The organism is Roseobacter sp. OBYS 0001 (genome assembly GCF_019654895.1).
GTDB lineage: Bacteria > Pseudomonadota > Alphaproteobacteria > Rhodobacterales > Rhodobacteraceae > Roseobacter > Roseobacter litoralis.
In genome coordinates this window covers 362861-385837 of the sequence record NZ_BPES01000002.1, presented here as the reverse complement: position 1 = coordinate 385837, position 22977 = coordinate 362861, and the positions used below count along the sequence as shown (strand labels likewise).

The 22977-nt window shown below is 58.5% G+C and carries 20 protein-coding genes; 10 read left to right on the top strand and 10 right to left on the bottom strand.

Annotation, left to right across the window (positions count from 1 at the left end; translation table 11 throughout):
- Positions 1-102: 102 nt before the first annotated feature.
- The 9 genes from K5Q35_RS07340 to K5Q35_RS07300 all read left to right on the top strand — a co-directional run bounded on the left by K5Q35_RS07340 (position 103) and on the right by K5Q35_RS07300 (position 9190).
- Positions 103-1698, top strand: coding sequence for an ABC transporter substrate-binding protein (locus K5Q35_RS07340; protein WP_220799055.1), 1596 nt, complete (start codon positions 103-105; stop codon positions 1696-1698).
- A 66-nt stretch (positions 1699-1764) separates the two neighbouring features.
- A complete protein-coding gene (locus K5Q35_RS07335; protein WP_013964100.1) occupies positions 1765-2613 on the top strand; it encodes a carbohydrate ABC transporter permease in 849 nt (282 codons plus the stop codon).
- Positions 2610-3542, top strand: coding sequence for a carbohydrate ABC transporter permease (locus tag K5Q35_RS07330; RefSeq protein WP_220799054.1), 933 nt, complete (start codon positions 2610-2612; stop codon positions 3540-3542). The genes K5Q35_RS07335 and K5Q35_RS07330 overlap by 4 nt, the downstream gene beginning before the upstream one ends.
- A complete protein-coding gene (locus K5Q35_RS07325) occupies positions 3542-4621 on the top strand; it encodes an ABC transporter ATP-binding protein (RefSeq protein WP_220799053.1) in 1080 nt (359 codons plus the stop codon). Before K5Q35_RS07330 ends, K5Q35_RS07325 begins: the two co-directional genes overlap by 1 nt.
- A 1-nt stretch (position 4622) precedes the next feature.
- The gene (locus K5Q35_RS07320; RefSeq protein WP_220799052.1) at positions 4623-5666 is read left to right on the top strand and encodes an ABC transporter ATP-binding protein; all 1044 of its coding nucleotides are present in this window, start codon (positions 4623-4625) and stop codon (positions 5664-5666) included.
- On the top strand, positions 5663-6607 hold the full coding sequence (locus tag K5Q35_RS07315; protein ID WP_220799051.1) for a 3-hydroxyacyl-CoA dehydrogenase: 945 nt from the start codon (positions 5663-5665) through the stop codon (positions 6605-6607). The genes K5Q35_RS07320 and K5Q35_RS07315 overlap by 4 nt, the downstream gene beginning before the upstream one ends.
- Complete coding sequence (locus tag K5Q35_RS07310; protein ID WP_220799050.1) at positions 6604-7527, top strand: 3-keto-5-aminohexanoate cleavage protein; 924 nt, start codon at positions 6604-6606, stop codon at positions 7525-7527. Before K5Q35_RS07315 ends, K5Q35_RS07310 begins: the two co-directional genes overlap by 4 nt.
- Complete coding sequence (locus K5Q35_RS07305) at positions 7527-8402, top strand: SMP-30/gluconolactonase/LRE family protein (RefSeq protein ID WP_220799049.1); 876 nt, start codon at positions 7527-7529, stop codon at positions 8400-8402. The genes K5Q35_RS07310 and K5Q35_RS07305 overlap by 1 nt, the downstream gene beginning before the upstream one ends.
- Before the next feature lie 11 nt (positions 8403-8413).
- Positions 8414-9190 carry an oxidoreductase gene (locus K5Q35_RS07300; RefSeq protein ID WP_220799048.1) on the top strand — a complete coding sequence of 259 codons (777 nt, stop codon included), beginning with the start codon at positions 8414-8416 and terminating at the stop codon, positions 9188-9190.
- Positions 9191-9282: 92 nt separating this feature from the next.
- On the opposite strand, the gene K5Q35_RS07295 is transcribed toward K5Q35_RS07300, so the two are convergent.
- The 5 genes from K5Q35_RS07295 to K5Q35_RS07275 all read right to left on the bottom strand — a co-directional run bounded on the left by K5Q35_RS07295 (position 9283) and on the right by K5Q35_RS07275 (position 16365).
- Positions 9283-11466: a xanthine dehydrogenase family protein molybdopterin-binding subunit gene (locus K5Q35_RS07295; protein ID WP_220799047.1), complete on the bottom strand. Its 2184-nt coding sequence runs from the start codon at positions 11464-11466 to the stop codon at positions 9283-9285.
- A 3-nt stretch (positions 11467-11469) separates the two neighbouring features.
- Entirely contained in the window at positions 11470-11931 is a 462-nt protein-coding gene (locus K5Q35_RS07290) for a (2Fe-2S)-binding protein (protein ID WP_013964091.1), read from the bottom strand.
- 387 nt (positions 11932-12318) lie between these two features.
- Positions 12319-13923, bottom strand: coding sequence for an FAD-dependent oxidoreductase (locus K5Q35_RS07285; RefSeq protein ID WP_220799046.1), 1605 nt, complete (start codon positions 13921-13923; stop codon positions 12319-12321).
- A gap of 138 nt (positions 13924-14061) precedes the next feature.
- On the bottom strand, positions 14062-15696 hold the full coding sequence (locus tag K5Q35_RS07280) for a pyridoxamine 5'-phosphate oxidase family protein (RefSeq protein WP_220799045.1): 1635 nt from the start codon (positions 15694-15696) through the stop codon (positions 14062-14064).
- Between the two features lie 45 nt (positions 15697-15741).
- Positions 15742-16365, bottom strand: a complete 624-nt coding sequence (locus tag K5Q35_RS07275; protein ID WP_220799044.1) for a glutathione S-transferase family protein — start codon at positions 16363-16365, stop codon at positions 15742-15744.
- Between the two features lie 340 nt (positions 16366-16705).
- Between K5Q35_RS07275 and K5Q35_RS07270 the strand changes: the two genes are divergently transcribed.
- Positions 16706-17632, top strand: coding sequence for a LysR family transcriptional regulator (locus K5Q35_RS07270; protein WP_220799143.1), 927 nt, complete (start codon positions 16706-16708; stop codon positions 17630-17632).
- On the opposite strand, the gene K5Q35_RS07265 is transcribed toward K5Q35_RS07270, so the two are convergent.
- The 5 genes from K5Q35_RS07265 to K5Q35_RS07245 all read right to left on the bottom strand — a co-directional run bounded on the left by K5Q35_RS07265 (position 17613) and on the right by K5Q35_RS07245 (position 22966).
- The gene (locus K5Q35_RS07265; protein WP_259650485.1) at positions 17613-18794 is read right to left on the bottom strand and encodes an MFS transporter; all 1182 of its coding nucleotides are present in this window, start codon (positions 18792-18794) and stop codon (positions 17613-17615) included. The genes K5Q35_RS07270 and K5Q35_RS07265 overlap by 20 nt on opposite strands.
- A gap of 220 nt (positions 18795-19014) precedes the next feature.
- Positions 19015-19752 carry a serine protease gene (locus K5Q35_RS07260; protein ID WP_220799043.1) on the bottom strand — a complete coding sequence of 246 codons (738 nt, stop codon included), beginning with the start codon at positions 19750-19752 and terminating at the stop codon, positions 19015-19017.
- Positions 19753-20118: 366 nt separating this feature from the next.
- Entirely contained in the window at positions 20119-21204 is a 1086-nt protein-coding gene (locus tag K5Q35_RS07255; protein ID WP_220799042.1) for an ABC transporter ATP-binding protein, read from the bottom strand.
- Positions 21201-21992, bottom strand: a complete 792-nt coding sequence (locus K5Q35_RS07250) for an ABC transporter permease (protein WP_013964082.1) — start codon at positions 21990-21992, stop codon at positions 21201-21203. The genes K5Q35_RS07255 and K5Q35_RS07250 overlap by 4 nt, the downstream gene beginning before the upstream one ends.
- Positions 21989-22966, bottom strand: coding sequence for an ABC transporter permease (locus K5Q35_RS07245; RefSeq protein WP_220799041.1), 978 nt, complete (start codon positions 22964-22966; stop codon positions 21989-21991). The genes K5Q35_RS07250 and K5Q35_RS07245 overlap by 4 nt, the downstream gene beginning before the upstream one ends.
- Positions 22967-22977: the final 11 nt, after the last annotated feature.

The following is a 22977-nucleotide window of genomic DNA, read 5'->3' as shown; positions in this document are numbered from 1 at the left end:
GTATTAGCGCCTAGTTTGCACACTTGACGTATGTAAACGTTTCCTCATACCGTTAAGAAGTGGCGAGTCGCTTTCGCCGCCAATGTCCGGGGAGGGACCAATATGAAAAACACTATGACACGACGCAGCTTAATGCGCGGTGCTGCCACCATGACAGCGCTCGGTGCGATTGGCCTCAATCCACGCTTTCTGCGCCCGGCACATGCATCCAGTTTAGCCTCCGGCATGACTGGTGGACCCACCGGCTTTCCCGGTGCGGAGCGGTTTCAATATGACGAATCCATGTCTGAAGGCCGAGCCATTGAGGCGATGAAGAAAATGGTCGCTGACGGTACGGCACCGGCCAAGATCACCATGCTTCTGACCGACGGTGCCATCGGTCAAATCACGCAGCCTTTCCCCTCTGGCCCTTCGGTCAAGGAGGTTTGGGAAGCCGAAACAGGCGTTGAGATCGAGATCATCGGCGCGCCCGCAGGTGACATCTGGAAGCGCGTGTTGCAGGACGTGACGACGCAATCGGGTGCCTTTGATATCTACACCCATCCTTGGAACAGCCTTGGCGATCTGGTGGAATCCGGCGGGGCGATGAACCTCAATGAGTTCGTCGCCAAGCATCAGCCTGACTGGGCCGATGAGGAACGCGGCACGCCCACGGCACAAACGGCGGAGCTGCTTTATAAATACGGTGGTGACTATTACGGCGCTTCGCTGGATGGCGATTTCCAGACTTGGGTCTACAACGCGAATTACTTCGAAGAGCATGGTGCCGATTACGAGGCCGCCAATGGTCGCGCCCTCGCCCCACCCACCACATGGGAAGAAAGCGACAACATCAGCGCGTTTTTCACGGGTCGGACCGGTCTGGGCGGCACGCCGATTTACGGCAATGGCAACGATATGGCTCCGTTCTGGGGTCTGCCCCGGTTCTATGCGCGCTTTGCAGCACAGGCCGTGCCCAATATGTATTGGTTCGACGAAGACGGTCGCCCCAACCTCGATACCGATCAGGCAATCAAGGCGGCGACCGAATATGTCGCCACGCGAGAGTGGGCGCATCCGGATGCGCTGTCCTGGACCTATGCCAAAGGGTATTCCGGTATCGGGTCCGGCCAGACACCGCATCTGACCACCTACACCAACGTGACCAAATTCGTGGACCGGATGAACGCGGACGGCACCCCTGCAAGCCCTGCGGCGGGTATGTTGTCGGCCTATGCCCCGCCGGGTGTGCAGCATGACGACGGCCTCGTGCGCCGATCGGTGATCTATTACAACATCACCGGTACTGTCAGCTCGCGCAGCGCCAACCCGGAGGCCGCATACCTTTTCCTGCAGTGGCTCAGTTCGACGCGGACCTATTCATGGATGGCGGGCAACCCCGCCGGGTATTTTGATCCCTTCCAGAAGGCAAACTTCTCGGAACCCTTCGTGGAGGAAACCTATCACCCCTATATGATGGACGCGATCCGCGAGACGATTGCACGCTCCGCGCCGACGATCAACTTTGCTGGACAGACCGCCTTGGATACCGCGCTGGACGAAGAGTTGCAGGCCGCCCTCACCGGGCAAAAATCACCCGAGGATGCCATGAAATCGGCGCAGCGCAAATGGGAGCGGACGATCCGGCGCAAGGGCGAGGACAAGATGATCCCGGTCATTCAGGCGAGCCGGGCCGCCTGGCCGACCATCGTCGAATAACCGATCCCTTACCCCGGGCCGCGCGGTCCGGGGACACACCCCCAACCTAATGACCCGGAGTCGCCGATGACCGGACTTTTCCTGCGCACCCTCGCGGTCGCCCTTTTCGCCGCAATCGCGTTTTTGCCGATCTCATGGATGGCGACGATGGCGTTCAAACCGGCGGCTGAATGGACCTCTGCGGCCGGGGGCCTGACCTTTCTGCCCAAGGATCCCACGTGGGACAATTTCCGCTATGTGTTCACAGGGCAAAGCCCGGATCAACCGGTCGGTCTGGACCGCACAGTCTGGGGGCCGCTCTTTGCCTCGCTGCTGACCTCGGTGGTCGGCACGTTGATCGCGGTGGTGTGCGGTACGGCTGCCGCCTACGCCGTCAGCCGTGAGAAAATCGCGCAAAGCATCGGTTTGTCACTTTTGCAGCTACGCATCTTTCCGCCCCTCGCCGTGATGATCCCGGTGATGATCATGTGGGCTTTTCTGGGCATGATTGATACGTGGTGGGGGCTGTCGCTGATTTATGGCATCGTGACGCTGCCGTTTTCCTACTGGTTGATGAAGGCCTATTTCGACGAGCTGCCCCGCGAGATAGAGGAGGCCGCCATCGTCGAGGGCTGCACCCCCTTTGAGGCATTCCGCCAGATCGTGCTGCCCATCGTCGCCTCCGCCGTAGCGTCCACAGCGCTGTTCATCTTTATCCTGAACTGGTCGGATTACCTGATCGCGCTGCTGCTGACACGCAAGGAATGGACGACCATTCCCGTCTATATGAACTCTCTCGCGACAGCCGCCTCGGGGCAGCTTTACGGGGCCAAGGCCGCTCTTGGCCTGATCGCTGCCATACCACCCATCGTGTTGGGTATTTCGATCCAGCGGTTTCTGGTGCGCGGCCTGACTTTCGGAGCACTCAAGCAATGAGCGATGCACAGACACCTGACCCGACCGGCAGTGACCTTGACGACGCGCGGCGCGGTCTGGCCCGGCGCCTGCTGACACCGACGGTCGTGCTCTTGATTTTCATCGTGGCTTTTCCCCTGGTCATGCAGATCTATATCTCGCTCACATGGTGGACACCGCTGGACGGCGATCCCTGGTATCACGCCTGGCGGTCCTGGGCATGGGTCGACAATTACACGTATCTGTTCACCGATCCCGACCTTTGGGGATCGGTCTGGCGGACCCTGCTGTTCGTCGCTGTCGCCGTACCGATCGAGGTCGGTCTGGGTCTGGCCCTCGCCGCGCTGTTCTACGAGGGTGTTGCGGCGCGTCCCGTGCTTTATTCTCTGATCCTGATGCCGATGATGATCGTGCCTGCGGTGGCAGGCTATATATTCTTCCTGATTTTTCAGCAGACAGGTCCGCTCAACGCTGCCCTCTCAACCGTCTGGCCGGGTGCACTTGATGTTAACTGGCTCAACGACACCACCCGTGCTTTCATCGCGGTTGTGATTGCCGATGTCTGGCAATGGACGCCGCTGATGTTCCTCATTCTCTTTGCCGGTCTGATGAGTGTCCCGGACGATCAGATGCGCGCGGCCACCCTGCTTGGTGCGAACTGGCGTCAGCGATTCATGCGCATCGCGTTACCCCGGATCAAGACGGTGATCGCCATCGCCATTGGCCTGCGCGTCATCGAGTGTTTCAAGATTTTCGACATGTTGTTTGTCATGACCGGCGGCGGGCCGGGTGTAGCCACTGAATCGCTGTCCCTGTTTCTCTATAAGCGGACCTTTCAGGACCTCGAATGGTCCTATGTCGCAGCCATAGGGATCACGGTGCTGGTGCTGCTGTCTGTTTTGACGGCATTGATCATGGCGGCCGTCAACCGGCGCGGGGGGGATGCCTGATGGCCAGCGTTACACTGGAGGGAACGACCAAAAGGTTTGGCAGTTTCACCGCCGTTCAAAGCATGAACCTTGCGATCAGGGATGCGGAATTTGTGGCTATCTTAGGTCCCTCCGGTTGCGGTAAGTCCACAACCATGAACATGATTGCCGGCATTGAGGCCCCAAATGAGGGCAGCATCCATTTCGATGGGCGTGACGTGACGCAGGTGCCGATGGACAGGCGTGGCGTGGGTTTTGTCTTTCAGAACTATGCGCTGTTCACGCATATGTCCGTGCGTGGCAATCTGGCTTTTGGGCTGGAGGTGCAGGGCGTACCCCGTGCAGAAACTGATCGCCGCGTCGGTGAGATGGCGGAGTTCATGGCCTTGTCGCATCGCCTTGATGCGCCCTCTGCCTCTTTGTCGGTGAACGAGATGCAGAAGCTTGCGATTGGACGCTCCGCCATTGTGGAGCCGTCGATCTTTTTGCTCGATGAACCGCTGTCAAACCTTGATGCGGCCTTTCGCGAAAAGATGCGCTCGGATTTACGGTCACTGCAACGCAGCCTGAAACAGACGATGGTCTACGTGACCCATGATCAGATCGAGGCGATGGGTCTGGCCGATCGCATTGCCGTGATGGACAACGCGACCCTTCAGCAATTCGCCTCACCCGCCGAGATCTATGCACGTCCTCACAACACGTTCGTTGCGGGCTTCATCGGCGCGCCGTCGATGAACCTGATCCCGCTGAAAATGTCCGAAGGGGCGGCCACCACGCCCTCCGGCCCGCTGCAACTTGATGCGCGACTGCAGGCAAAGGCGAACGCTCACGGCGGGTCAGAATTATTACTTGGTGTCAGGCCCGAAGACATGACGTTGAGCGACACGGGCATCTCTGCGCGCACCATTCTGGTTGAAACTGTGGGCCGTCGCCGGATCGGTCATTTTGATCTGGGCACGACGCGCGTGCTTGGCACCTGGGAGCGCAGCACGCCACTGGCTGCAGGTGATCTTGTTTCGTTGATGCCGGATCTGGCGAAATCGCATCTGTTCGATCCGAAAACCGGTTTGCGCCTGACCCATGGGGAGAGTTCCTGACATGGCAGAGATACGCCTTGAAAACGTCTCCAAATCTTACGCTGGCCAACCCGCGCTGCAGAATGTCAGCCTGACCCTGCCCGATGGCAGCTTCACCTCGATCTTTGGCCCGCCGGGCGCAGGCAAATCGGTTCTGTTACGGCTGCTGCTGGGACTTGAACAGGTCGATGCGGGGCACATTCTGATCGACGGGCGGGATGTCACGAACGCAGCTCCCATGGCGCGCGATCTTGCGATGGTCTTTCAGAACCTCGCGCTCTTTCCGCATTTGACGGCGCGCGACAACATCGCCTTTCCCCTGCGCCGCCGTGGCAAGGATGAGGCCCACATCACGCAGCGCATCGACGCGCTGACGGATGTGCTGGGGATCGGGCACATCCTGCAAAAGAAACCCGCTGCCCTGTCAGGTGGCGAGCGCCAGCGCGTGGCCATCGGGCGCGCCCTGTCGCGCGACGCGGCGGCCTATATGATGGACGAGCCGATTGCCGCGCTGGATGCGAGGTTGCGTGACGGGATGCGGGTGGAGTTGAAACGTTTGCAGGCCGAGTTGGGTCATACCTTCATTTACGTCACCCATGACTGCGACGAGGCCATGGCCGTCGCGGATACGCTTGCCATTCTGAACGCAGGCAAGATCGAACAGACCGGGCCGCCGGGCGACGTGTACGCCAATCCGGCGGCACTGGCCGTGGCCGAACTGGTTGGCGCGCCGCGTCCTTCGGTCCTGCAAGCCTCAACCGGACCCGAGGGCATTACCTGCGCGCTTGGCACATTCCCCGGTGTCCGGGGAAGAGGCCCGGTGATGATGGCTCTGCGTCCCGAAGCCGTACATTTGACACCGGGTGGCACTGGTCCCGTTCAGGCACCCGTGCGTGACATCGAACGGCTGGGTGCCTTTTCAATCGTGACGGTGGGCACTGCGGACGCCGAGATCCGCGCCATCACCAGTGGCGATACCACGCTGACCCTTGGCATGGAGGTCGGTGTTGATGTGGCTGCTGATGGCATCCTTCTCTTTGCAACTGATACCGGGGTGCGGTTGTGAGCGCTGCGCATGTTGCCATCATCGGGGCCGGGTTGATCGGTCAATCCTGGGCCATCGCTTTTGCACGGGGGGGGTGCACCGTGGCTTTGCATGATCGCGACAGGGACGTGACAGCACAGGCGATGAAGGCGATTCCCGCATCCCTTGATGCCATGGCGACCCTTGGATTGATCCAGAAAGGGGAACCGCATTCCATTTACGCCCGCATCAGGGCGGCCGATCGGCTCGAGGATGCGCTGGCGGGTGCGGTGCATCTACAGGAAAATACCCCTGAAGACCCCCGCATCAAGCGTGAGGTTTTCGCCATGCTGGATGCCGCCGCTGATCCAGAGGCCGTGATCGCAAGCTCCAGTTCCGCGCTTTTGCCGTCGGACTTTGTAACCGGGCTGGCCGGGGCGGCGCGCTGCCTCGTGGCGCACCCCCTCAACCCGCCCCACCTTATCCCCGCGGTCGAGCTTGTCCCGGGTCCGGCGACGACAACTGAAACCATGGCCCGTACCCGTGCGCTGATGTCCGCCATCGGACAAAGCCCGATTGAGACCACCCGCGAGATCGAGGGTTTCATCATGAACCGCCTGCAGGGTGCCTTGCTGGACGAAGCATTTTCACTGGTGGACCGGGGCATCGCAACACCGGGTGATATCGATACCGCCATGCGCGACGGTCTGGCGCGGCGATGGGCCTTCATGGGACCCTTCGAGACGATTGACCTCAACGCGCCCGGCGGCATAGCTGATTTCATGGATCGGTATGGGCAGGCCTATGCCGAAATAGGGCGAGACAGACCATCCCGCCCGGACTGGAAGAGTGCTCTGCAAACGCGCCTGAGCGACCACCGCCGGGCCGCATTGCCCACAAAAGATCGCGCCGATCGCATTCGTTGGCGCGATGCGCGTCTGGCCCATCTCGCCCGCCTTCTTGCTGAAAAGGACCCAGAATGAGTCGCAAGGTTATCGTCACCGCCGCCCTGACCGGGGCAATCCACACACCGGGCATGTCGCCCCACCTGCCCGTCACACCAGAGCAGATCATTGCCGAAGGTCGCCGTGCCGCTCAGGCCGGCGCGGCTATTTTGCACGTGCATGCGCGCCACCCCGAGACCGGACAACCCGATCAATCCATTGCAGGTTTTGGTCGCATCCTGCCCGCCCTCAAGGAAACCGGCGCAGTCATCAACGTCACCACAGGCGGCAGCCCGTTCATGCAGGTGGCTGAACGCGTGGCACCTGCTGCGCACTTCCGCCCTGAACTGGCCTCTCTCAACATGGGGTCGATGAACTTTGGTCTGTACCCGATGCAGGCCCGCTTTCCCGACCTGCCGCAGGAGTGGGAAAATGCGCATCTGGAGGGATCACGCGATCTGGTGTTCCGTAATACCTTTGCTGATATCGAACATGTTCTGGCGGCTTGTTCCCCCAATGGCACGCGGTTCGAGTTCGAATGCTACGACACGGCCCACCTGCGCAACCTGCGCCATATGATCGACCGGGGCCTCGTGACGGGGACACCTTTCGTGCAGACTGTTTTTGGCCTGTTGGGCGGGATTGGCGCGGACCCCGAAGATGTCACCTTGATGCGCGCGGTTGCAGATCGCCACCTGGGCGATGAATACGCATGGTCCGTGCTGGGGGCCGGGGCCGCACAATTGCGTATCGCCGCCATGTCCGCTGCGATGGGGGGGCATGTGCGCGTCGGGCTGGAAGATTCACTTTGGGCCGGGCCGGGGGTTCTCGCGCAAAGTGCGGCAGAGCAGATCGCCGCCGTTGGCAAGGTGCTGGATGGTCTGGGCCTGAGCATGGCCAGCTCGGATGAGGCCCGCGGCATTCTGGGCCTGAAGGGCGCGGAGGATGTGAACTTCTGATGCAGATTTCGGTTCTTGCAGACGTCAAACCCCTGCTGGGAGAGGGCCCGCTCTGGGACACGGAGGGCGAGCGGCTCTGGTTCATTGACAGCCTCGGGTGCCGCATTTTTCGCTGCACCAGTGAAGGTGCGGAAATGCGGGCTTGGACCATACCCTCGGCCATCGGGTCGATGTGCCTGCGGGCGGGTGGCGGGGCAATCGTGGCGCTGACGGACGGGTTTCACGCCTTGGATCTGGACAGTGGAGAGACCCAGCATATCGTCGACCCGGAACCCGACCAACCGAACAACCGCCTGAACGACGGAAAGGTGGATCCGAAGGGACGGTTTCTCTGTGGCTCGATGGACACCGGCGAGGCAGAGCCAACCGGCACTTTCTGGCGTCTGGACGCGGATATGAGCCTGCACGCGCTGGAAAAGGGCATCATTTGTTCCAACGGCCCGTGCTGGTCACCTGACGGGCAGACGCTCTATTTCTCGGATAGTTTTTCAGGTGAAATCTCTGCTTTCGATTACAACGTGGAAACTGGATGCGTTGCCAACCGCAGAACCTTTGCCGCACTGCCGACGGAACGCGGCGGCGCGCCGGATGGGGCGACAGTGGATGGCGAAGGCGGAATCTGGTCGGCATGCGTATTCGATGGCCGGATTTTCCGTTTCATGCCTGACGGAACCGTGGATCGGGTGATCGAGATGCCCGTTTGTAAGGTCACATCGGTTGCCTTCGGCGGTGCAGACCTTGGCACGCTTTACGTGACCTCAATGGCGGAACCGCCTTTGCCAAAATATCCCGGCGATGGCCCGTTGAGGGGCGCCACGTTTCGCATTGATGGGCTGGGTGTGACGGGCCGCCCTGAACCCCGTTTTGCAGGATAAAGGAGACGCAGATGACCAAAACTGCCATCATTACAGGTGCCGCACAGGGCGTGGGTGCGGCCTGTGCCGAGCACCTTGTCGCGCAGGGAACCAAACGCCTGCTGCTGATTGATCGCGACGCCGCGGCGCTGTCTGATACTGCCTCCACACTGAGCGACGCCGGTGCTGAGGTGCAATGTCTGACCATTGATCTGCAAGATGCCGAGGCGTTGATGCGCGACCTGCCGCACGCCATCGCGGGTTTGGGCACAGTTGACGTTCTGGTAAACGCAGCGGGTACCACCGCGCGTGGGGGCCTGACGGACACGACGGCAGAGCTCTTTGATTTTATCTTTCAGATCAATGTACGCGCGCCCCTTTTAACGATGCAATGCGTAACGCCCGCGATGACCAACGGCGGCACCATCGTGAATGTGACGTCCATGCTTGCCCATGGTGGGCCACCGTTTCTGGCCACTTATGCCGCCAGCAAGGCCGCGCTCGTGGCGCTGACAAAAAACACCGCGAACGCGCTGAAGCGCGACCGTATTCGCGTGCATGCGATCAATCTGGGCTGGACCTGGACCCCGGGCGAACAACGCACACAGGTTGACGTACATGGGCTGGCCGAGGATTGGCGCGAGACGGTCGGGGCATCGCAACCTTTCGGGCGGTTGCTGATGCCCGCAGACCCCGCCGCGTTGACGTGTTTTCTCGCCTCTGAGGGGGCCAGCATGATGACCGGCGCGGTTATAGACCTTGATCAGTTTGTAGCAGGCACGGTGGACGATAACCCCGGTAACGGATGAGTTTAGCGACGTTTTTGCACGCCAGATGTCCGGTTTATTGATGGTTCCCAAGGCAATTCAACTTTGTCTTGGGAACCGTAGCTCTGGGAATATCACGCCCCGATGATCGGCAACCGCCTCGGGGTTTGCCCTGTATGAGCGCGCCAGGCATTCCCGACGGCGGCCGAGATTGGGGGTGTCCCGGGTTCCCCGACACCGGTCGGGGCAACCTCGCTTGGCATGATATCAACCATTATCTCGGGCATTTCCTCCAGCCCGAGCACGCGATACGCGCCATAGTTACGCTCGCGTACAGTTCCGCCTGCTTCCAGCGTCAACTGCTCAAACAGGGTCGCACTGAGGCCAAATCCAATGCCGCCTTCCATCTGCGCGCGGATAACATCCGGCGTCACCGCAACACCGCAATCCAAGGCACACCAGACGCGCGTAACATGAGGGGTGCCGTCCCGGTCCTCCACCTCCGCAATCTGTGCAACGAAGCTGCCGAAAGAACGATGCAGCGCCACACCGTAGCGGCGCTCGCCCGTGCCGGGACCGCTCCACTGCGCCATTTCAGCGACACGCTCCAAAACGGCGCGATCGCGCGGACGGTCCTCTGTGATCAGATCAAGCCGACCCTGAACCGGATCACGACCTCCGGCGATCAGAAGTTCGTCGAGGAACGTCTCTGTCGCATAGGCGGTGTGCGTATGCCCCACTGCGCGCCACCATAATACGGGGACACCAGTCTGCATCTGCGCCCAGGACACGCGTCGTGCGGGAAGCGCGTAAGGCAGATCAGTCGACCCTTCATAAGAGGTTCGGTCAAGACCATCGGTCATCAAGGCTTGTTCAAACATGGTTCCAGCCATAATCGATTGATTTGCGACCGTATTATCCCAACCAGTTATGTTACCATCTGCATCAAGACCGCCGCGGAAGCGATGAACCGTAAGCGGTCGATAATACCCTTGGGTCATATCGTCTTCTCGGGTCCACTGTAACTTGTAAGCCCCCGGACCCGCTGCCGCTGCCACATGCGCAAGTTCACTTTCAAAATGACTGGTCGGTGTAGACCGATGCCCGAAACTGCCACCGGCGTACATCGTGTGAATCGATACCGCATCAGGTGCCACGCCTAAAGTCGACGAAAATACCGGTGCCGCAATAGTCGGGATTTGTATCGCAGACCAGACATCAGCCTGTTCGGGTGTCCATTCGATGACGCCGTCCAATGGCTCCATCGCCGCATGCGCAAGATAGGGGAAAATATATTCCGCCTCAAAGGTGCGCTCTGACTGATCAAGCGATGCATCAACGTCACCAATGTTTTCCGCAACGCGGGCCGGACTGCGCGCGGCTTCGAGAAACTGCTCCTCGAGATCGCGAGATGAGCGTGTTTCCGCGTTCGTTTCATCCCATTGCGCAATCAGCGCATCCCTGCCACGCAATGCGGCAAATGTATCCGCGCCGTATACAGCAACGCCGCTCGGAATTTCGCGTACTGCATTCACGCCGGGCACGTCCAATGCAGCTGACGCATCAAGCGACGACAATACAGCGCCAAATTTTGGCGGATGAAGTACGGTCACCACCTGCATGCCTTCCCGCATGACGTCGATGCTGAACGTCGACTGGCCGCGCGCTTTGTCCGCCGCATCAAGTCGGGTTATTCCTTCGGCCCCGATCAGTTTGAAATCGGAGGGGTCTTTCAATTGTACATCTTGTGGCATGGGGAGCGCTGCCGCGCGCTCTGCCAACTCTCCGAAGGTGGCCGTTTGGCCGGTCGTCTCGTTGGTGACGACGCCCGTCGAGACAGAAATGTCACCTGCCGAGATGCCCCATGTCTGCGCTGCGGCTTCCACCAGCAGGGCCCGCGCCGTCGCACCGGCCTCACGCATCGTCATATAGCTGTTCGCAAGGCCCGTAGACCCGCCCGTACCTTGGACCCCAAACGCAAGGTTTGCATATAAGGCTGGATCATCCGGTGCCTGCTCTGCGCGTATCTGGCTCCAATCCGCGTCCATCTCATCGGCGGCGAGGATCGCCAGACCGGTATTCGCACCCTGACCCATTTCCAGATGTTTGATCAGCACTGTAACAACGTTGTCGGGCGACACACGGATGAAAGCATTAGGCGCGAATTTTGCATCAGCCGCTGCAAGGGCCTGTGTGCGCCCTTTGATGGGAAGCGCCATCGCGACGACGAGACCAGTGGCACCAACAAGAAAAGACCGGCGCGAGGGTCCCGGCGATTTTACGGTTGCCTGCAGCTCAACGGGTTTGGTGAATTGCATGATCTAAACCTCCAATGCATCTGAAGCGGCGCGAATGCCTTTGCGAATGCGGGCATAGGTTGCGCATCGACAAATGTTCGCTCCCATTGCCGCGTCAATCTCCTCGTCGGTTGGTTTTGGGGTATTCTCCAGCAATTCAGTTGCGACCAAGACCTGTCCAGACTGACAATAGCCACATTGCGCCACGTTGAGGGTCGTCCATGCTTCCTGCACCGCGCGCGCAGCAGCGCTTTCCACGCCCTCGATCGTTTGAACCTCAGCGCCCGCAACGTCCCCAACGGCTGTCACACAGGACCGAGTGGCAAACCCGTCAAGCATAATGGTACAGGATCCGCACTGCGCTATCCCGCATCCATATTTTGTTCCGGTGAGTTTAAGATGATCCCGCAAAGCCCACAGGAGCGGCATATCGGGATCAACATCCAAGGTCACTGAATTACCGTTTACACTGAAAGTGGTGGGCATGGTTTGCATCCTTTCGAATCCGAAGCGACAGAGATGTCAGAGTAGCACAAAGGTGTGCTGAAATCCGGCAAAGTCAAATTGAGCAACTGCTGGATGTCACGCATGTCCAGAGAGCAGACACCCATCCCGTTTGCACACATGGCGCAGCGTTTTGACGACATTCTGGGTTTCGCAACCGGTAACATGTACTCAACGATCATCCTGCAGCGCAGAAACCGCGAGGGATGACATAATAGTCCTTCCACAGGCGAAAGCTGACGTTTTAGCGCGGCGTGAACGGCTATTTAAAGCCCTTCGACGCGTCTAAAGGCAGCGTTGAAATCAGCGCACAGACAAAACTGACGATATAAGCGACTTAAAACTGTGCTTGTGCCGTCTTTCCCCCGGTTAGCTATTCACATGTTCCCAGACTTTGGAAATCACAACCGATCCTTCACCGACCGAAGAGGCAACCCGCTTGACCGAGTTCGCACGGACATCCCCGACCGCGAAGATGCCTTTGCAGGTGGTTTCGAATGGTGAGGCGGCGTCCTCTCCGGTCAGGACAAAACCGCGCGGATCAAGGGCGCAGTGGCTTTCCAACCAGCCGGTATTGGGGGCGGCACCAACCATAACGAACACCGCAGGCGTATCGAGATTCCATTCCTCGCCGTTTCGGTTGATTGTCAGACCACCCAGATCAGCCTCGCCGTGCAAATCTGTGATCTGTGCCTTGTAGTGGACGGTGATGTTCGGTGTGCTTTCCAAACGCTCCGACAGGTAGCTTGACATCGACGCTGCGAGACTCTCGCCACGAATGAGAACATGAACATGCCGTGCCGTCCGCGACAGGAACATCGCCGCCTGACCGGCCGAGTTCCCGCCGCCAACAATAACCGCCTCGGATGCCTTGCAATACCGGGCCTCCATCTCGGTTGCCGCATAGTAGATGCCGCTCCCTTCAAAATGCTCAAGACGCTCAATCGGCAAGCGGCGGTATTGCACACCCGTGGCAACAACGACTGACTTGGCGCAAAGTTGCTGCCCATTGTTCAGGTGGGCGACAAAGATCCCATCAGGACGCCTTTCAAGATTCTCGACCCGGCGCGGCATCATGAAACGCGTCCCGAACTTCATGGCCTGTATCTCTCCGCGCCAGACGAGGTCAGCACCGGATATACCAGTGGGAAAGCCAAGGTAATTCTCGATCCGGCTGGACGTGCCCGCTTGTCCGCCCACAGCCACATCCTCCACCACGATCGCGGACAAACCCTCTGCACCCGCATAGACGGCGGCGGCAACTCCTGCGGGTCCGCCTCCGACAATCAGCGTATCGACGACCTCGTCTTCTTTCACATCAAGCACGAGGCCCAGAAGCTCAGCAACCTTTTCAGGTGTCGGGTCTTCGACCAGACGGTTGCTTCCAAAAATCACCGCAGGCTCATCTGCAGGTACACCACAAACGCGCGCCTTGGCTTCGGCATCGGCCGAGCCGGGCTCTTGTATCTTGAAGGGGATTTTGTTGCGCGAGGCGAATTCGGCAATCCTGCGGATATTGCGGTCACTATCGACACCAATCAACGTAAGCGAGGTATCACCCGCTTCGATCTGACGGCGGCGACGGGCGGCGAAAACAGTGATGATGATATCGGACATTTCGGGCAAGCCAGACATCAGTTCCAACATCTTCTCACGGGGTACCTGTATGGCCTTGGTTGCCATCGTGGTGCGCATCGGCAGTGAATAGGCACCTCCGTTGAGAAATGCGATCTCACCAACAAACTGCGTTGGCCCAAGTGAAGTCGGCAGATACGCTTTACGCGTGACCGGATCGATAATCTCCATTCCGCCTTCAAGAATATAGGTGAACTTATCCATGGCATCGCCAACCTCGAAGATCACTTCGTCAGCGGGAAAATCAACAACCTCACCAGCAGATCGCAGCGCTTCAACATGCATCTCGGAGAGCGGCGTGCGCGTCATTTCCTGAATATTCGGAGCGAGGCTTTCCATATTGATCTCTCTTTGAATGATGTGGGTGTGAGGTCGTATGACATCTTTTATCGGCGTCAGTTGAATAAATAAGCTAAAACCAGATGATCTCAAGGCGCGCTGCATTACAGGTGGTCAAGCCATACCACGGCCAGACAATCATCCTGTTGGGCCGAACGTTTCAAAGTGGATCATATCGGGTTGAACGCCGGCCGCTTCCAGACCCGAACGGATGCTTGCCAGAAACTGCGCCGGACCACACAACATATAGTGCGCGCCGCTTCCTGCCCCGAGAGACAAAAGAGCCTTGGCGTTGATGCGTCCTGCTACATCAAATTGTTTGCCCAAGGTGTCTTCTGGCTCTGGGCGGCTGTAAAACGTGATTTGCCTCGCAAGCGTTCTGCGCCCCACGAGATCAGCAATCTCTTGAGACATGGCATAATCTTGACCGCCGCGTGCGCCGTGGACAAACCAGACGGGGCGCTCAGTACTTTGTCGCACAACCGCATGCAGCATTGATACCATCGGTGTAAGGCCCACACCGGCACTGACCAACACCAGCGGGCAAGTGCTGCAGGGAATTACAAAGTCACCAGCAGGGGGTGACGCTTGCAGGGTATCTCCGATCTGGACGTCGTCATGCAAAAAGCTAGAGACGAGGCCATGCGGTTCACGCTTGATACTCAGGCGATAGCCGTCTTTGGCATCCGGTGGACCCGACAGCGAATAGGTCCGCTTGGCGGTGCCCGTCTGCCCCGGTATCTGAACCTCGATCGGCAGGTGCTGACCCGCTTCAAAGGGTGCGGCATGCGCGCCATCTGATGGTGCGAGGTAGAAAGAAGTGATTTCATTCGTTTCCCTGACGCGCCGCGTCACGCTAAACTGGCGTGACAGGGTTTCTTGCTTTGCCCACCTTAGCCCAATTGCGCCGGGGCGTTCGACAACGGCGCAGATTTCGATCTCGATGATGCGTCGCGCTTCGGGTTCGTCTGTTGCCGATGGGGCCCATTCGATGTGCGCATGCCCCGTGATGTGCAACAGGCTCCCGGTGTCAAAGTCGACAAACACGATACCGATACGCGGGTCAGCCAAGAGGTTGCCGATGGTATTGAAGAAATTGTTCCCGGCGTAGTCTGGTATCCGCAGACGATCTGGCGCGGTGACTTGTACAAATCCCGAAGGCCCGCCGCGATGCGAGGCATCAAAACCATATGAAGGATGATCCGGATTGCCTTCATGTCCAGAACCGATGAACATCGTATCGGCAGTTTCGATCCACCGGATTTGTGATGGATCGAGAGCCGTGCGATGAACCGCCGGGGACATCGCGTCTTTTGGTGCTCGGCTCCAGACCCGCTGTGAGATGTATTGGGGGCAGTTGCCAAATGACTGGCGGACCTCAACCGACAACCCGCTTGGCGTCGCATGCAACTTTCCGCTGAAACGGTTGCGCCGTCTTGATCCAAGCTCAATGCCAATTGCACCGATCTCGGTCCCTTGTGCCAAGGCCTTGGCCAGCGGATCGCGACTGTCGATGAGCGTGTCCAACATCAGGTGCTGTGCATCGGGCGCGGCAATGAAACCGTCGTCGCCATCCACAAGCGTGACCCACATGCGCCCCTTGTGATCTGCACCCGCCATCACCAGAAATGGCAGGGAGCTATAAAAGTCCCGGTGCTGTTGCGGCAGGTAATCGCGGATAAAACCCCCCGCCCAATCCGCAACATCCTTGGCACCTGCACGGTCTTGGGCCGCCAGCTCTCCTGCATGGAAGGGGTTTACATGGTCAGTCATGATATCAGCCTTTGTTGTGTCACGAAGTGCAGCGACCCTTTGGTTTCAGGACAGTGCGGAAATGGGGGATGCGGCCATGGCCACAAAATTCGGTTGTGCTTCTATCCGTGCCAGCCACGCCCGGATGTGGGGATAAGGGGCGAGATCGACGCCACCCTCAGGTGCGTGGGCGATATAGCTGTACGCCGCGACATCCGCGATGGTGATCGTCCGCGCTGCCAGCCAATCGCGTTGCGCCAGATGTGCATCCATTATTGTGAACAGATCATGCGACTTGCTTACTGCAACCGCATGATCAAGCGCGACACCAAAAACCTTTACAAGCCGCGCAGCACAAGGGCCAGAATAGACGTTGTCCGCCACGATTGTCAGCCAGCGCTGCACTTGGGCAGCGGTTTTGGGGTCTTCTGGCATCCAGGTCGATCCTTTCCCGTAGGTTTGAACCAAATAAACGAGGATCGCGTTGGAATCGGCCAATGTGTAGCCGCCATCGTCAATCGCGGGAACCAGACCAAAAGGGCTTATTCTAAGGTAATCAGGCGCTTTATGCGCGCCGTTCGCCATGTCGAGGTTGATCGTCTCATAAGGGATGCCGAGAAAAGCCAGCATCAGTTCGACGCGGTGGCAATGACCCGACTTCGGGTTCCGATAGAGTTTGACAGGTGTCATTTTGAAATTCCAATCAAGAGAAGGGTTACAAATTAAGGTCGCTCAGACCTGAGTGGGTTTTGCACTGGGGGACGGGTGGCCCGTGAAGTTTCCCGTGCGGTTCATTGATAGATACAACGCGGTGTTCCACATGATCGCCAGACAGCTTTCGATCAGCGCGGCAGACCTTTTCTGTGGCGGTTTCAACTGTGAACGCTGGACGGGGATGGCGGGTCATTTTGTTATCTCGGTTTTTCTGTGTGCTTGAGGACCAAGATATATTAGTTTGCCTTCTGAATGAATGTTCGCAATATGAATTTCATTATTTTGGAAAGTAACTATAATAAGTGAGGAACGCGCTCTGGACCGTCTTCAAACCCTTGAAGTCTTTATCGCCGTCGCCGAAGCACAAAGCTTTGCAGGCGGTGCGCGCCGGTTGGGGCTCAGCGCACCCTCGGCCACGCGCGGCGTCAATGCGCTGGAAGAGCGGCTGCAAACGCGCCTGTTCACACGCACCACCCGTACCGTTCGGCTGACCGATACCGGGCGGGCCTATCTGGATGATGCCCGCGATATTCTTGCGCAACTCCATGCTGCCGATGCGATAGCTGCTGGCGCGGCGACAACACCGACCGGTTGTTTGCGGATCACCTGCTCAAATGAGTTCGGGCGCCTCTATGTGGCCCCGATCCTGACCGAGTATCTGGATCTCTATCCATCGGTGACCGTCGATGTCTTGATGGTCGACCGGATCGTGAACATTGTCGAAGAGGGGTTTGACATAGCAGTGCGCATTGGTGCGCTGCCATCCTCTGGTTTGACGGCGGTGCGCATAGGCGAAGTGCGGCGGGTGATTTGCGCAACACCTGCCTATTTTGAGCAGAACGGAGTGCCAAAACAGCCCGCGGATTTGGTGCATCACAAAATTGTCGCTGCGGCCCCGGTCAGCCCCAGTACGGAGTGGCGGTTTGGCACAGACGCCCAAAACACCGTTCATGTCAGACCAAGGCTGACAGTCAGCAGTGTTGCCACGGCACGGTCTGTCGTGCGCGCAAATTGGGGGTTGTGCAGGGTGTTATCGTATCAGATCGGCCCGGATCTTGAGGCAGGCGTGCTACAAACCGCGTTGGATGAGTATGAGCCCGCGCCGATGCCCATCAATCTGGTTCACACAGAAGGACGCCGGGCACCCGCGAAAGTGCGCGCTTTTCTGGATCTTGCGAAAAAGCGGTTGCGTGCGATCCCCGCTCTTACACCAATGCATAATTCTAGATCTTCGATAGCCTAGCCCGGTCCACAAACAGCATCGCCAGAGCGAGAGCCAAACCACCCCCAGAGATCATGGCGAGAACCACCCACCCCAGACTCGAAACTATAAATCCGGCCGCAAAGGCACAGATGGTCGACACAAACGCAATGATGGTATCATTGGCACCTTGCACCGCCGGTTTTTCTTCTTCGGAAAGCGCTGCGTCCAACATCGCGGTCGCACCGATAAACCCGAGGTTCCATCCAACCCCCAAGACGATCAACGCGCCGTAAAAATGCATCGCGGACAGGCCCAGACCAGCGGCACCCGCGGCCGCGATCATGATAACCAACCCGGTGATGGCGACGCTTGACGCTCCAAAGCGCTTGATCAGAAAGCCGGTGAAAAAGCTGGGAGCAAACATCGCGACAATATGCCAGCGCACGACGTCGCTTGCGGTTTCTTCGCTGAACCCGCAGCCAACCATCGCAATAGGGGTCGGGATCATCAGGAAAACCATGACGCCCTGCGAAAGGGCGGCGATCCCCACGGCGTGCCTGATGGCCGGGCGACGAAGCACGGTCAGAGCGGAAAGCCTCCCGGAAGGCTCACGCTTCAAACGCCTCTCTGGTTGCGGCATCCGAACAACGATGAGAGGGATGAGGCCGAGCACTGCAATCACGCCGGTCGCCACATATGCGCCAGCGAAAGGGATGGGTGTGAGCACGTCTTTCGCGACAATGAATACTTGCGGTCCAGCCACTGCCGCGATCAAAAGCGAACTCAGCATCAACGAGATTGCAACCGGTCGCCAGTCCCGATCAACGGCCTCGCTTCCGGCGAAACGAAAATACTGGAACGCAGCCCAGCCGGCCCCCATCAAAAAATGTGCCACGCAAAGCAGGGTAAAGTTTTGAAAATAGAGAGCTTGGGTGGCTATGACTGCACCAGTCAGCGTCATTAAACCGCCGAGCGCAAATCCAGCGCGCCGCCCCATGAGAAGCGAAAATGGCGCTGCGGCGATCATGCCAGCCAATGTCTGGATTGATGCTGGCACAGTCGCGAGGTTCGGGCTTGGTGCCAACATCAGCCCCGCAAGCCCTCCGAGGATCAATTGAATAGGAAACGCCGCGCCAAGGATTGTGTTGGCAATCAATAAACCCGCGAAATTACGATTGAAAAGAACGGATACTACGGACACGAACGGCAGGGCCTTTAATGGACTTCTGTGTGATAGATTATAGGGCGATCCGCGGCATCTTCAGCGCAGCGCGCCGAAATTCGCTTTGAACAGACATCCACGCCCATGCTCAGGACTGAGGGGATAAGCAGAACGGGCATTCCCAAACGAAATGCGCCCGGGTTGCCCATAAGCGGCAAAAGGATCACGTGTCAGTATAAAAGCGGAAGCGTTTCAACCTTCATCTGGCCAGCCGCTGCGCTTCTCTTTTCAAGGCCGCGCTGACATGGCCGCGCAGCCAGTCGTTCAGCTGAGCCGCCAGCGCGGTTCCGTCTGGCTCTCTGCGGGCGACGATGGTCCCGGCCAGATACCAGTTCTGCTCCAGTCGAACCACAACCGCGCCACCCGAATTTCCCCTGATCACGTGACACTCAGACGTGAGAAGCCCTTGGGGCGTTAGCGGATAAAGAGCGCAATCAAAGCGACCGTGAAGACGTGGACCAGTGTCATTCTGATACCCTAGAAATACAGCCTCTTGTGGCAAATGCCGCTGGGCAGGCACGAGCAGCACCGGGCTTACCACATCCCGCGCAATAGGACGGCTCAAACGAACGACGGCCACGTCGAACCGGTATTTGTCTGAGCCAGTCGCATCTGCCCAATCTGGATGGCGGATAATGTCAATCGACCCGCTGCTTGCGACAAATCGGGTCCCATCCTGACCGGCAAAGAAACGCAGGCTGTCGAGCAACCCTTCTTTCTGGGTGGTACAATGTGCTGCGGTGATGATCAAATCCGGCGCGACCAATGTTCCGCTGCAACTTGACCCGCCTTCGGTTCCTTGCGCAATCACGGCGCCCACTGCGGTCCAATCTGACCGGGTCGACCCGTCAACCACTGGCAAGCCCTCACTCAACGCAAGGGTCGTGAGGCAAACGGAAACGACAAATCCGCAAAACAGCGTTTTTAAAAATGGCAATGTGCCCGTCCTCCTAAATGGTCCTGACACTGCCAAGCGGTTTTGCGTTTCAAACCGGAAGCCAAGAACGCGTTTCCTGCTTTGTTGCAACTGTAGATAAAGTGAAGTTTCAAAAATCTGTCCTTGCCGTTTGCTTGGGGACTTTTCTTTTCTGGTTCTGCTGAATTGTTGATATCTGAGCCAAATCCGGCTCAAGTCGTATGTCTCAAACCGTCCTTTCGAACAAGTTTACAGCACAGAAAAATTCGTTGCGAACGCCGGTTTAATGGTTCTGGAAAGGGCTTCAGATGATTGACCTGAGCAGTCCATCAACCCGGGCGTTTACCCGCGCGCACTGGGGCTGAGAGGTGATTTTTTGGGCAAGGTCTAGTCTTGCAGCACTGCCATACTGTCGCTGTCCCAGCCAATCCAGACGGGGTCCGACCCGACGGCTTGACCTGTTTCCGCATCCACGAAAGCGCGCAGGGTCGCCCCTTCGGTCTCTTCGATGATCAGGTCGAGCGCCATGCGGCTGCCCAGAAAGGTTTTACCGACAACCTTGCCCTGTACGGCGTTGGCTGAATCCGGTCGCGCCGCGTGGAACCCCAGTTTTTCCAGCCGGACGGAAGCGGTTATGTCATCGCCCGTTTTCAGCGGCCCGGCTGGTGCATGACCGCTGAGCGTGTGGCCGAACCAGTCCATTACGATCCTGTCGCCCTCGCGCCCGCGCATCTGACCGGAAAGCAGGTTCGTCTCTCCGATGAATTCTGCCACGAAGCGGGTTGCGGGGTGAAAATACAGCTCTTCGGGAGTGCCGTCTTGCTCAACGCGGCCCTTGTTCATCACCACGATACGGTCGGACATGGTCAACGCTTCCTCCTGATCGTGGGTGACAAAGAAGAACGTCTTATGCGTGCGCCGCTGAATCGATTTCAGTTCCTGTTGAACCTGCCCGCGCAGTTTGGCATCCAGCGCGCCCAAGGGTTCGTCCAGCAGCAAAAGGGCCGGATCAGGCGCAAGCGCGCGGGCAAGCGCCACCCGCTGTCGCTGCCCACCCGAAAGCTGGCCGGGATAGCGATCCCCAAATCCATCCAGTTCGAGAAAGGCCATGATCTCGTCCTGACGGCGTTTGATATTCGCCTTATCCATGCCCTTCAGCTCAAGCCCGAAGGAAATATTCTGCCGCACGGTCATATGGGGAAAAAGCGCATAGTCCTGAAACACCATGTTGACGTGGCGCTTTTCGGGCGGTTGCGTGGTCACATCCTCACCGTCCAGAATGACGCGGCCTTTGTCGGGTCGTTCAAACCCGCCAAGGATACGCAGCGTCGTTGACTTGCCACAGCCCGAGGGGCCAAGAAACGTCACGAACTCGCCGCGCGCGATGTCCAGCGTCAGATTATCCAGCGCAACGGTATCGCCAAAGCTCTTGGAAATACCTTCGATGCGGACAAGGGGGTGTGCGTCGCTCATGGATTTGTATCCCTGTTCATGCGGCGGGTGAAGCGTTCTGCCCAGATGCCAATGGCGGCTGTCAGGACCAGCGCAACCGTTGCGATGGCGTTGATCTCAGGCGACATGCCCGACCTCAACATGGCGAAAATCAGAACTGGCAGCGTTGGTTCGTAGCCCCCGAGGAAAAACGACCGTACGAAATCATCAAAGCTGAGCAGCAAGCAAAAGATACTGGCCCCTAGGATCGCGGGGATCAGGTATGGTACGGTGATGCGCAAAAAGGCGATGATCGGGTCAGCCCCCAGATCGCGCGCCGCCTCAATCTGGCTTTTAGGCAGGGTCGACAGCCGCGCCATGACAACCAGCACCACAAAGGGCACGTTATGCACCGCATGTGCCCAGATAATCGCGCCCATCCCTGGCTCGATCCCCAGCCAGCGGGCATAGATGCGAAAGGCGATGGCGGAGATGATACCCGGCACGAGGGCTGGCAGCAACGTGAGGCCAAAGACAGCCGCCCGGCCCATAAACTTGCGCCCCTCCAGCAGCACGGCGATCCATGTGCCCACCACAATAGAGATCAACGTCGACAGGATCGCAATGGTCACCGAATACCCCAAAGTGGAGAGCAGTTCAGCATCGGCAAAGACGCCCAAATACCAATCCAGTGTCCAGGATCGGATGGGAAACCCGATGAATTTGCTGTCCTTGAACCCCATCAGGATCATCAAAAGCAGCGGCACAAACACATAGAGCACAAAGGCCCAATAGATGCAGGACAACAGGATGCGATTGCCGCGGTTCATTTGGTGTCTCCCTTGCGCAGCGCATACATCAGCTTTTGGAACACAGCCGTGAGCACGATCGCACCCGCAAACATGATGGTGGCAAAGGCAGCGCCCGTGGGCCATTCATCCCCCGCCACGTGGAAGAACCCCGCAATGGTTTGTGCAAAGACGGTGGTGGACGGCCCGCCCAACAGCACCGGCGTGGCGTAAAACCCGGTCGAGATCAGGAACACCAGCGTGCAGCCCGACGATATCCCCTCAAGTGTCAGGGGCAATGTCACGCGGCGAAAGCGGGTCCACGCCCCTGCACCGAGGTCAGCGGCGGCTTCGTTATAGCTGTTGGGCAGTTTTTCCAGCGCGGAATAAAGCGGCAAAAGCATGTATAGGGCAGTCAGATAAACGATGCCGACCCCCATGGAAAAGCTGGTGTACATGAAAGGGATAGGCCGGTCGATCAGGCCAAACCACTGCAACACCAGATTAACCGCACCGGTATTGCCCAACAGGATCATGATCGCATAGGTGCGCACGATCTCCCCCACCCAGAATGGAATAAGAAGCAATAATAACAATAACATCCGGTTCTTGCGACTGACGTGACGCGCAAGGAAATAGGCCACCGGATAGGTCAGGATCAGCGTGCAAAAGGTAAAAACCGCCGCAAAGCTCAGCGTGCGAAAGAAGGGTTGCCAGAAAATCTGATCGCCGAAAAAGCGCGCGTAATTGTCCAGCGTGAAGCTCTGTTCGACGCCGGGGGCGACGGGGTAGGCATCCAACAGGCTGACGCGCAGCATCTGCACCATCGGACCCAAATGCTGCGTCAAAACCCAAAGGATCGGAAAAGCTGCCAGAATGATGAACTGCCGCCGGGGCGATGCCGTGGCGATGCCCATCACCGTGCGATAAGCCGTCCAGCCAGAAAGACGCCCCCAGAACGTGCGATCGCCCCCGTTTTGCGGGATGCTGCCTTGGGCCGCGGCCTCGTTGCGCATGGACAGGTTCC

Coding starts and splice junctions, on each gene's coding strand:
- K5Q35_RS07340 (WP_220799055.1), top strand. CDS start 103: ATGAAAAACACTATGACACGACGCAGCTTAATGCGCGGTGCTGCCACC.
- K5Q35_RS07335 (WP_013964100.1), top strand. CDS start 1,765: ATGACCGGACTTTTCCTGCGCACCCTCGCGGTCGCCCTTTTCGCCGCA.
- K5Q35_RS07330 (WP_220799054.1), top strand. CDS start 2,610: ATGAGCGATGCACAGACACCTGACCCGACCGGCAGTGACCTTGACGAC.
- K5Q35_RS07325 (WP_220799053.1), top strand. CDS start 3,542: ATGGCCAGCGTTACACTGGAGGGAACGACCAAAAGGTTTGGCAGTTTC.
- K5Q35_RS07320 (WP_220799052.1), top strand. CDS start 4,623: ATGGCAGAGATACGCCTTGAAAACGTCTCCAAATCTTACGCTGGCCAA.
- K5Q35_RS07310 (WP_220799050.1), top strand. CDS start 6,604: ATGAGTCGCAAGGTTATCGTCACCGCCGCCCTGACCGGGGCAATCCAC.
- K5Q35_RS07305 (WP_220799049.1), top strand. CDS start 7,527: ATGCAGATTTCGGTTCTTGCAGACGTCAAACCCCTGCTGGGAGAGGGC.
- K5Q35_RS07300 (WP_220799048.1), top strand. CDS start 8,414: ATGACCAAAACTGCCATCATTACAGGTGCCGCACAGGGCGTGGGTGCG.
- K5Q35_RS07295 (WP_220799047.1), bottom strand. CDS start 11,466: ATGCAATTCACCAAACCCGTTGAGCTGCAGGCAACCGTAAAATCGCCG.
- K5Q35_RS07290 (WP_013964091.1), bottom strand. CDS start 11,931: ATGCCCACCACTTTCAGTGTAAACGGTAATTCAGTGACCTTGGATGTT.
- K5Q35_RS07285 (WP_220799046.1), bottom strand. CDS start 13,923: ATGGAAAGCCTCGCTCCGAATATTCAGGAAATGACGCGCACGCCGCTC.
- K5Q35_RS07280 (WP_220799045.1), bottom strand. CDS start 15,696: ATGACTGACCATGTAAACCCCTTCCATGCAGGAGAGCTGGCGGCCCAA.
- K5Q35_RS07275 (WP_220799044.1), bottom strand. CDS start 16,365: ATGACACCTGTCAAACTCTATCGGAACCCGAAGTCGGGTCATTGCCAC.
- K5Q35_RS07255 (WP_220799042.1), bottom strand. CDS start 21,204: ATGAGCGACGCACACCCCCTTGTCCGCATCGAAGGTATTTCCAAGAGC.
- K5Q35_RS07250 (WP_013964082.1), bottom strand. CDS start 21,992: ATGAACCGCGGCAATCGCATCCTGTTGTCCTGCATCTATTGGGCCTTT.
- K5Q35_RS07245 (WP_220799041.1), bottom strand. CDS start 22,966: ATGCGCAACGAGGCCGCGGCCCAAGGCAGCATCCCGCAAAACGGGGGC.